We start from the raw sequence: 9789 nt of genomic DNA on the forward strand, positions 1-9789 counted from the left end.
CCCTTGCGCATACCGCATGAGGCCGTCGTACCGCAGGGATCACGACCCGTCACCGCAGCCCGGACATCACCGATTCAACCTGAGAAGCCCGGGGAGCGGAAGTCAATGCTACGACACCGTGCTCGGGTTCGCCGGACCAAAGGCAGAGGCTGAGGAAATCAAGAAGCGCCTGACGCAACTCCTGCGTGACGACCTCAAGTTGGAATTGTCGCCGGAGAAGACGCTCATCACGCACGCCGGCACCCAGGCGGCGAGGGTCCTCACGTCGCCAAGCTTGCCGATCTCGGACGATCAGAAGACCGGCCGCCATGGGCAGATCTCATGTCCGCGTGACATAGCAAAGCCCTGGTGGTCCGCGAACGTTGATACGCGGACATCCATGGCAGGAAACCTGTCGCTGCACTCACGGAGTAGTCACTGGAGAGCGACGTGCGATGACAAGTCCCATGCGTCGTTCATGCTGGGGGCCGTGGGAAAAGAGCCTGCTGATCAGGCACCTCGCCGGCGCCCCACCAGTACTCATGCGCATTTTTGAGAGCGCCCTTGATGGCAGAGGGCCCTCGGCAAGGATGGGCGGGCGGCAGAGTCGTTGGCTGAGGAACGTGCTCGATCAGGAGTGACCCTCTCTCAAGGGTCATTTGACTCTGGCCCTTGTCCTCCGTGGAGTGCAGGCTCTTTCTTGTACACACTTTGCCGGGGCGCTTCTGGATATTCCGAATTCCGCTCAGGTGATCGGGAGACCATCCCGAGGAGCGGCAGCGGTCGTCATCAGGCTGGCCCCTGCGGAATCTCACCTTGGCTCATCTGCCGTTTCATTGATTCGATAGGTGTTTACATGCTTCAGGACGAGCAACCTTCGCTATCCGACGGTCGACCCACACGGCGGCGTCTGCTTGCGCTGCCATTGGCGGCAGCGGCAGCGGCGACTTTACCCGGGTGCCAGAGATCGGCCTCCACGGCCAGCGGCGTATCGTCGTCGCAACGCGGCGGAGCGGCGTTGATTAAGATAGGAATCGTGCCGATCGTCGATGTGGCTCCGCTGTACCTGGGCGTGAAGAAGGGCTTCTTCCATCGGCGTGGGATCAGCCTGGACATGGTTCCTGCGCAGGGCGGTGCGGCCATCGTGCCGGGAGTTGTCAGCGGGCAACTGCAGATCGGGTACAGCAACGTCACCTCGTTGATGATTGCCCAGTCTAAGGGAATGCCGATCAAGGCCCTGCTCAACGGCGTCTCCTCCACCGGAAAGTGGGGAGCGGACTGCCACGGAGTTGCGGTCAGGAAGGACAGCCCGATCAGATCGGCAAGGGGGCTCTCTGGGCACACCGTGGCGGTGAACACCCTGCGCAACATCATGGACACCTCGGTGCGCGAGGCGGTGCGCAAGGACGGAGGTGACCCGTCCAAGCTGAGGTTCGTTGAAATGCCGTTCGACCAGATGCCGGCTGCGTTGGCCAAAGGCCAGGTGGACGCAGCGGAGATGGGCGAGCCGACGATGACGATCGCCAAAATGCAGGGTGCTCGCATCGTGGCATGGCCGTTCGTGGCGACTTACCCGGATCTCTCGGCGGCGACATACTTCACGTCGACCAGGGAGATCCAGGAGAAACCTGCTCTGGTGAAGAGTTTCACCCTGGCGATGACCGAGGCCTCGCAGTATGCCTCCAGTCACTCCGACGAGGTTCGCGGGATCATCCCCACCTACACGCAGATCAACGATCGCGTCATTGAGAGGCTGACACTGCCGCGCTGGCCGACGAAGATCAACATGGCCTCAGTGAGGAGGCTCGCCTCACTGGGGGAGAAGGACGGCATCTTCGATGGCAAGAAGCCTGATCTCACGGCTCTTTTCTCGTGATGCCTCCGATAGCCACCTCCGAGGCGGTTGAGCAGGCACGAAGTGGCGCCCACTTCGCCTCCGGTCGCGTTCCGGTCCGTCGTACCAGCTTTTTGGCGGCCCCGCTGCGTGGAGTGGCGGGGCTGCTCGCACTGGCGGGGCTGCTGCAGGTGCTGTCGCGCACCGGACTGGTTTCTGCCGCGTACCTGCCGCCGGCCTCGGAGACGGGCTCTGTTCTGTGGCGTATGTTCAGGCAGAAGGCCTTCTGGACGGATGTCGGTGACACACTTACGGGTTGGAGCCTGGGGTTGGCCATCGCTGTTGTGGCAGGGGTCGCGGTTGGCGTGGTCATCGGCTCCGTTCCCCTTCTCCGGGCGGTGACCGCGTCCACTATCGATTTCCTGCGCCCGATCCCTTCCGTCGCGCTGATACCGCTGGCTGTCGTGCTCTATGGCGCGGACGTGAGGTCAACGTTACTGCTCATTGTGTACGCGGCTTTCTGGCAGATACTCATTCAGGTTCTCGCGGGTTTGGAGGACGTCGACCCGGTCGCGAATGACGTGGCCCGCAGCTTCCTGCTGCGTAGGCGGACGCGCATACGGTATGTGCTGTGGCCCAGCGGTCTGCCGTACGTGATGACCGGCGTGCGACTGGCCGCAAGTGTGGCACTGATCCTTGCTGTCACTGCCGAACTCATCATTGGCTCACCCGGCCTTGGCCACCGGCTAGCCGTCGCACAAGTCTCCGGCGCGGTGCCGCAGGTTTACGCCCTGGTCCTGTTCACCGGGCTGCTTGGAGCCGCGCTCAACCTGGTGATGTGTTCGGTTGAGCGGTGGGCGCTGCGCTGGCACCAGTCCGTACGGGTAAAGGTGTAGGTCAATGAGGCTTCTCATTGCGGTCCGCCGGATCGTCCTTCTTCTGGGGTTGCCCGCGGTGCTGTTCACCGCCTGGTGGTTCGGCTCCGCCCACAGTTCCGACTTCTACTTCCCCCCGTTGTCCACCATCCTGCACAGCTTTCGGGAGGTGTGGACGCCCGCTCGGCTGCGCTCGGATGTCGCGCCGAGCCTTCTCAGACTCGCTTCCGGCTACCTCCTTGCGACGGCGGCTGGCGTTGGACTGGGCCTGCTGATCGGGATGAGCCGCCTCGTACGTGAGGTCCTGGAGCCGGTCCTTGAACTTTTCCGAGCCATCCCGCCGCCGGTACTCGTACCGGTGATCATGCTGTTTGCTGGCATCGGTGACACGATGAAGGTCCTTGTGATCGCATTTGGCTGCTTCTGGCCGATCCTCCTCAACACTGTCGAGGGTGTGCGCTCTGTCGACGAGGTGCTGAGCGACACCTGCCGGTGCTACTGCGTCGACGGGTCGGCCCGCCTGCGACATTTGGTTCTGCGTTCGGCCAGCCCACGGATCGCCACTGGTATGCGCCAGTCGTTGGCCATCGGAATCATCGTCATGGTTATCAGCGAGATGTTCGCGGCGAGCAATGGTCTCGGGTTCACCATCGTGGAATTCCAACGTTCCTTCGCCATCCCGGAGATGTGGAGCGGCATCCTCCTGCTGGGCATGCTCGGTTTCCTTCTCTCCTTCCTCTTCGCTTTGTTGGAAAAAAGGCTGTTGGCCTGGCACTTCGGCCTGCGCCGCAACCAACGGATTTCCTGACCGCCCGCCCGGTCGCACATGACGGAGGCGTCGTTGCTCAAGGTGCGAGACCTGCAGAAAACGTATCGTGACCGAACTCGTGAAGTGGAGGCACTGCGGAGCATCACCTTCGACGTCCGTGATGGAGAACTGGTGAGCCTGATTGGTCCGTCCGGCTGCGGCAAGACGACACTGCTCAAATGCATAGCCGGGCTGCTGCGTCCCACTCGTGGCACGGTTTCCTTGGAAGGTCACCCGGTCCTCGAGCCTCCACCCGGTATCGGGATGGTCTTCCAGGAGTACAGCCGCTCCCTGTTCGCCTGGATGAACGTCCGAGACAACGTAGCGCTGCCGTTGCGTCGAGAGAAGCTAGGCAAGAGGTTGGAGCGCGAGCGGGTCGACGCCGCGCTGCAGGCCGTCGGTCTGTCGAGCGATACCCACAGAGCTTACCCCTGGCAGCTCTCAGGAGGCATGCAACAGCGTGTCGCCATCGCCCGCGCCGTGGCCTTCCAACCGAAACTGCTGCTCATGGACGAACCCTTTGCCTCTGTCGATGCTCAGACCCGAGGGGAGCTGGAAGACCTCGTCCGGCATCTGTGGAGCACGTTGGGGGTCACGGTCCTGTTCATCACTCATGACATTGACGAGGCGGTCTACCTCAGCCAGCGAGTGATCGTTCTCTCCGGGGCACCGACGGTCGTGCAGATGGACGTCCCCATCGACCTGCCTCATGAACGTGACCAGCTGCACACCCGCTCCCTTGGGAATTTCACCGATCTACGCGCCCACCTCTACCAGCAGATTCAGCACGCCTCACGTGTCTGAACGGCTCTTCGCCGCTTCATATGGTTTGTCCGTGCTTCACCTGTCTGGCGATGGTTACCTACCGGTAGTTCGTAGGCGGCGTGGTCGCGTTGGGCGTGGAGGGCGTCGGCGGTGACGACGGCCCCGGCGAGGCCGGCACCGTCGATCTGGTCGGGCTGGGGTTGCGAACGCGGGTATTTCGTTGGTCTTCGCGCCGATCTCGCGGGAGGCGAGGGTGATGCCGTCGCCGTGCCGGACGGCGCAGAGCACGAAGACCTGGCTGCTGTCCGGGCGTTTCGCGCCGCGCAGGCATTTGCCGTCCACCGCGATGGCCCGGCGCCGGGAGCGCACCGGTTCGGCGTGGGCGGCTGCCCGGTGAGCACGGCGCTGTTCCCGCTCGATGCCACCGTCGGGCATGAGCGGCCCCGGCGGGCAGGGCCGGGTGGACAGCAGGGGCCGCAGGTGGTCGTAGCCGGCCTACTGGCCTCGCCGGGATCCAAGCAACCCAGGGCGGTGCGCAACGTCTTCTCGCTCGGGATCCGGGGTGGTAGGGCAGGCCCAAGGCGGCCAGTTCCTCGGGGGCGGCGCGCCTGCACCACTCCGCTGCCGCGGTGATGGAGTCATGGCCCGCCGGGGTCATCGCGCAGGCCACCAGGGCCAGCAGCGACGAGACTCGATACCGCACCCCGCACGCCCCGCGAGGATCGGTGACCGACGCGAACTGGGCTACCAGGCCGCGGACTTGGTCCCGCGTATCACCCGGGCCGAGGGCTTCCAGGCGGGGTGCCGCAGAGGCAGGAGCGGTGCCAGGGGATGATGGAGGAACGAACACGGCACCCTCGTGGATCATGAAGCGTAGAGAACCCCATGATCCACCGGTGCCGTGTTCACCTGTTTCCGGGGCACGCCAGCATGATCAACCAGCCCAGGCCCGGGCGATCCAGGCAAACGCTTGACGGCGGCCATGACAAGCGGCTCTGATCCACTTGTTGTGGTCCGGTGACGGGTAGTCACAGGCGGCTGGAAGGATGGCCATTCGTGTGATTGCAGCGTGTTCTCGGCGGTCTTTGGCCATCTGTCGTCTGTAGTGGTCGAGGAGGTCGTGGTGGACGATGCCGCGCTGGCCTTCGCGGTCCGGGAGGCGGCTTGCCCGGGTCTTCAAAGTTGAGCGGTGCGGAGGTGTCCGCGGGCCCGGCGGGTGGTGACGCAGCGTGTCCGTAGCCGTTGGTTGTCGGCATTGCGAAGGCAAGGCCGAACGCGTTGCGGGCGACGAGCTTGATCACGCGGTTGATGCCTTCGCTCTTGGCGTTGCTGTGCCCGGTGTCGATGAATGCGGCGATCTCGGCCCACCAGCGGTTGACGGTGACGGCGAGCTGCCGCACCTCGGGGATGTCGGAGTCCGCGCACCACGTGAGGAACTTCCAGCGGGCGTGGCCGACTTGGTGGCGGTCGGCGCCGGTTTTCGGCAGGGCGAGGAGGTTGCGCAGGTTCTCCTTGGCGATCCATGCCGTCAGCAGGGTCTGGCCGATCGCCCCCTCGCCCAGCAGCGTGTTCCACATGGTGGCGAACTGCTCGTCGGTGAGGTCCTCGCGGTTGCGCAGCAGGCGCCGCCTGGCTTTCCATTCCGGGTCACTGGCGCGTCCGCGTCGGCCGCGCATCTCGGCGGTGGTGCGGCGCCGGACCATGGACAGCATCTTGTTGGCGAGCTGGACGACGTGGAAGTGATCGACCACGACGGTGGCCTGCGGGAGACCGGTGCGGACGGCGGCGCGGTAGGTGGCCGACATGTCGATGGCCACGTACTCGATGCTCTTTCTCCAGGTCAGCGGGGTGACAGCGAGCCAGGCGAGCACATCGGCGACGGTAGGGCCCTCGACCTGGCCGAGCAGGCCGCCGGTGCCGAGCGCCGTGGCGGGGTCCTGTTCCCAGCGCGGCCGTCCGCGCCGGGTCTCGTCGATGCCCAGCACCTTCACCTCGGGCAGCGGGGGCGTCGATGACCTCGTGTGCGACGGCGCGGAAGGCGTCCATCACGGTCGGCCAGGACAGACGCAGGTGCCTCCTCGGGATTGGCGGCGTGCGCGTAGCGGCGGACGGTCTTGCGGTCGAGCCCGAGGGTCTTGGCGATCACCTCGATCTGCACACCCTTGTCGTACAGAGCATGCACCGCGCCATGGCGCTGGCGTCGCTTGATCGCGCGCGGCCCTTCCACGGGCTCTTCTGGTACGTCGTCGGCGGCCGGGCCGGCCTTCACGGCGGCGGGGTTGTCGGTGCTCGTGTCCTCGGCGGGCCCGGTGAGGCACGTGCGGTGCTGGGCGACGCACTTCTCGACGGCTTCGCACAGGTTCTTCCAGAGGTGGTACCTGTCCGCGACCTGCGTGGCGTCGGGGCAGACGGTGCGGACTGCTTCGGCGTAGGCGCTGGCCCGGTCTCTGCACACGATCTCGGCGCCGGGGTGGGCGCGCAGCCACGCGGAGAGCGTCTCGGAGGTGCGGTCGGGCAACACGTCCACACGCTCACCGGTCTCCACATCCAAGATGATCGTGCCGTACACGTGTCCCTTCTTGAACGCGAAATCATCCACACCCATCACTCGCGGGGCGACCGAGGACTGTTTGTCCGGGAGCCTGCGCACCATCCTGATCAGCGAGTTCGCGCTGACGGGGATCGACAGGTGCGCGGCCAGCCGGGCCGCCGGACGTCCCGCGAGCGCGAGTGCTATCCGCTCCAACGTCCGACGGAGTGCGGGAGTGCGGCGCGCGAACCGCTCGGTGAGCCCGTCTATCTGCTCGACGAACGTACGGCGTGCGCACGGCGCCGCCTGGCACACAAACCGCCGCACCGCCAGGTCGATCACGACCTTCTGCCCGGCCACCGCCAGGTCGGCCAGCCGTCGCTGATACCCGCCGTGGAGACGGCCAGACAGCGTGCCGCACCCGGGGCAGGCAGCCTCCCGGGTCGCCGTACGCGCCGTGAGCACCACCCCGCCCTCGTCGACCAGGACCTGTTCCACCATCACCGACGCCAGACGGGGGAAGGCCACCGAGAGCACGCTGCAATCACACCCGCGGGTGGAAGTCCGCCGGATCCTGGTGCACTCCACCGGCAACGCCAAAGGCCAGCAGCGGGCCCGGGACAAACGCCTGGCCAAGGCCCGGGACGAACTCGACAAGCTGCAGCGCGGCGCCGGCGGCCGCTACGACAACACCGCCCATAAGACCGCCGCCCGCATCGGCGTGATCGCCAAAACCCGCCGCGTCACCGGCTGCCTGCACACCGAGATCACCACCGACGCAGCTCCATCTCCTCGACCTCCTCGGCCTGGAACCAACGCATCCCCGCTGGCCAGAAACCTGAACGAGCTACCCGCGACGTACGGAGCTACAGCGCGACAGCGTCCGCCTTGAACTCGGGCGAGTAGACCTTCATCGGGATTCCTCCGTGGATACTCCCCTGAGTTCCGCAGTTGGTGGGCATGCGGATGAGTCGAAAACAGGGGTTGAGCTGCGGAAACGTCGGGATAGCGCCCGCGTAGGCGTGTGCCCACGTGGACGCGTTGTGGCTGGTCAGGCGGGGGCTGCGGCGGTGATCCGTGGCGGCGGTTTGATGCCGCAGTCGCGGTAGAGGGTGGCCTGCTGGCTGGTGAGCGGGGTGGTCTGGGTGATCTGTCCGGCGTCGCCGGTCAGGGTGACCTCGTGCACGCGGCCGAGTTCGGTGCTGATCCGGTTCCAGGTCTGTCCGGTGCGGCGTTCCGCGACGCGGATCAGCAGCAGCGCGAGCCAGCACAGCAACACGTGGGCGCGGATGCGGTGTTCGAGACGGTGGAAGACCGGCCGCAGCTCCAGCACCGTTTTGAGATCACGAAATCCGCGCTCGGCTTCCAGGAGCGCCTTGTAGCCGACCGCGATCTCCTCGGCGGTCAGGTGCGGATCGGAGCTGGTCAGCAGGTACTTGCCGTCGAGACGCTCCTCGGCCTTGACCTTGGCGCGGTCGATGGCCAGCCGCCCGTTCTTCGAGGTTCTCAACCACCGCTTCAAGGTGGGATGTTCGATCAGCGCGCACTCGGCACGCACGTGGGCCGCCTCCGCCCGTTCGCGCGCCTTGGGTGTGGCCGCGCGTTTGGCGTCGCGTTCACGCTGGGCACGGATCCGCTCCAGTTCGGCTTCGATCCGCTTGATGGCCTCCTCGCGGTGGCGGCGGTCGCGTTCCTCCTGGGCGGGGTTGTGGCAGATGACGAAGCGCCGGCCCGGGGCCTGGTCGAGCTTGACTTCCTTGACGCGCAGGTTGTCGCGGACGGTCTGGTAGCGGCCCTGCCGGGCGAGCGCGGCCTCGGCCGGGTCGCCTCCGTCGCGCATGCGCATCCCGGCGATGTAGTGGCCGCCGGCGCGGGTGAGGTAGGCGAGATTGTCCGCGGAGGAGAAGCCGCGGTCGACCACGGTGATCACGCGCCCAGTTTCCAGTCGCGCATGTCGTCCTTGACCTGCGGAAGGATCGCCTGGTCGCTGGTCCCGCCGGGCCAGCACCAACACCGGACCGGGACGCCCTCTTTGGTGACAGCCAGTCCGATCGTGATCTGCGGCAGGTCGTCTCGATGGTCCTTGCTCTTGCCGTAGGCGCGGAACGGGGCCTCACCCGCGTCGGGCTCGTCGCGTTCGAAGTAGGTGTTCGTGGTGTCGAAGAACAGCAGGTCGACTTCGAGGTTGAGGAGGTTGGCGACCGCGAAGAACACCGCTTCCTGGACCTCGGCCTGGGCGTCGGCCTCCACCAGCAGGTCCATCGCCCGGTATGCCTGGTCCTCGTCCATCGTCTGAAGGCCCGGTATCACCGCGTCGCGGCCGGCCCACTCGGCCGCCGACAGCTTCGAGGCCGGAGCGATGGCGCGGTTGGCGGCCAGCGCGAACAGCACGCGCTCGACGTCGGTGCGGAACCGACGTGCTCCGAGGATCTTCTTCAGGGCCTGGTCGATCTCCAACTGCCGCCACAGGCCCTCAAGAAGCCAGACCGCCCCGAGCGGGCGCGAGCCGGTCACCTCCAGGCCGCCGCCGGCCGCCGGGGCCGTGGCGTCAGCGCCGTCCTCGCCGAGGTAGCGGTTGATCGAGGCGACCAGACGGCGCAGGCCGTCGGCGTCGAGGTGGTCCTCGCGGCCGAAGTTGTGCACCACCTCGGCCTGCGTGGTGCCGTTGACCCGCCGGTTGTGCGCGAGTTGGACATAGCGGACCGTCGTGCCGTTCTTGTTCCTCCGCTGGGTGGTCCGCAAGTACATGCCCACAGCATCGACGATCACAGCAAGAAGATCAATGCCTCATCGAGCAGGCGTGTGCCCACACGTTTCACGCGCCGTGCATACACCGCAACACCGTGACCTGCGCAGACACCGATCGACGGACCCGTACGTGCCTACGAACTGCGGAACTCAGGACTCCCGCCTTCAGGCGGGGGAGGAAACGGACTCCTGCGGAGCAGGGCAGGGAAAGCCGATGCGCCGCCAGGGCGGATCGGCGTCACCGCCAACG

9 protein-coding genes and 1 pseudogene are annotated in these 9789 nt (G+C 66.1%); 5 read left to right on the forward strand and 5 right to left on the reverse strand.

Annotated elements, in window-relative coordinates; genetic code table 11:
• Window positions 1–904 precede the first annotated feature (904 nt).
• The 4 genes from ABZZ74_RS50805 to ABZZ74_RS50820 all read left to right on the forward strand — a co-directional run bounded on the left by ABZZ74_RS50805 (window position 905) and on the right by ABZZ74_RS50820 (window position 4300).
• Entirely contained in the window at window positions 905–1855 is a 951-nt protein-coding gene (locus tag ABZZ74_RS50805) for an ABC transporter substrate-binding protein (protein ID WP_356950937.1), read from the forward strand.
• A gap of 104 nt (window positions 1856–1959) precedes the next feature.
• Complete coding sequence (locus ABZZ74_RS50810; RefSeq protein ID WP_356950938.1) at window positions 1960–2709, forward strand: ABC transporter permease subunit; 750 nt, start codon at window positions 1960–1962, stop codon at window positions 2707–2709.
• 4 nt (window positions 2710–2713) lie between these two features.
• Window positions 2714–3496 (forward strand): ABC transporter permease, encoded by a 783-nt coding sequence (locus ABZZ74_RS50815; protein ID WP_356950930.1) that lies wholly within the window; start codon window positions 2714–2716, stop codon window positions 3494–3496.
• Window positions 3497–3529: 33 nt separating this feature from the next.
• Window positions 3530–4300, forward strand: a complete 771-nt coding sequence (locus tag ABZZ74_RS50820) for an ABC transporter ATP-binding protein (protein WP_356950931.1) — start codon at window positions 3530–3532, stop codon at window positions 4298–4300.
• 71 nt (window positions 4301–4371) lie between these two features.
• Here ABZZ74_RS50820 and ABZZ74_RS50825 read toward each other — a convergent pair.
• From ABZZ74_RS50825 to ABZZ74_RS50835, 3 genes and pseudogenes are all read right to left on the reverse strand, one after another.
• A pseudogene (locus ABZZ74_RS50825) lies at window positions 4372–5111 on the reverse strand (transposase family protein); the annotation flags it as partial.
• Window positions 5112–5289: 178 nt separating this feature from the next.
• Window positions 5290–6252, reverse strand: a complete 963-nt coding sequence (locus tag ABZZ74_RS50830; RefSeq protein ID WP_356950932.1) for a transposase — start codon at window positions 6250–6252, stop codon at window positions 5290–5292.
• A complete protein-coding gene (locus ABZZ74_RS50835) occupies window positions 6249–7319 on the reverse strand; it encodes an ISL3 family transposase (RefSeq protein WP_356950933.1) in 1071 nt (356 codons plus the stop codon). The genes ABZZ74_RS50830 and ABZZ74_RS50835 overlap by 4 nt, the downstream gene beginning before the upstream one ends.
• A gap of 28 nt (window positions 7320–7347) precedes the next feature.
• Here ABZZ74_RS50835 and ABZZ74_RS50840 point away from each other — a divergent pair, with 28 nt between their 5' ends.
• Entirely contained in the window at window positions 7348–7683 is a 336-nt protein-coding gene (locus tag ABZZ74_RS50840) for a hypothetical protein (RefSeq protein WP_356950934.1), read from the forward strand.
• Window positions 7684–7842: 159 nt separating this feature from the next.
• On the opposite strand, the gene ABZZ74_RS50845 is transcribed toward ABZZ74_RS50840, so the two are convergent.
• Together ABZZ74_RS50845 and ABZZ74_RS50850 are read right to left on the reverse strand one after the other, a co-directional pair.
• A complete protein-coding gene (locus ABZZ74_RS50845; protein ID WP_356950935.1) occupies window positions 7843–8721 on the reverse strand; it encodes an IS1634 family transposase in 879 nt (292 codons plus the stop codon).
• Window positions 8718–9539, reverse strand: coding sequence for a hypothetical protein (locus tag ABZZ74_RS50850; protein ID WP_356950936.1), 822 nt, complete (start codon window positions 9537–9539; stop codon window positions 8718–8720). Before ABZZ74_RS50850 ends, ABZZ74_RS50845 begins: the two co-directional genes overlap by 4 nt.
• Window positions 9540–9789 lie beyond the last annotated feature (250 nt).

This window comes from Streptomyces sp. NPDC006476 (assembly GCF_040612015.1).
Taxonomy (GTDB): domain Bacteria; phylum Actinomycetota; class Actinomycetes; order Streptomycetales; family Streptomycetaceae; genus Streptomyces; species Streptomyces griseorubiginosus_B.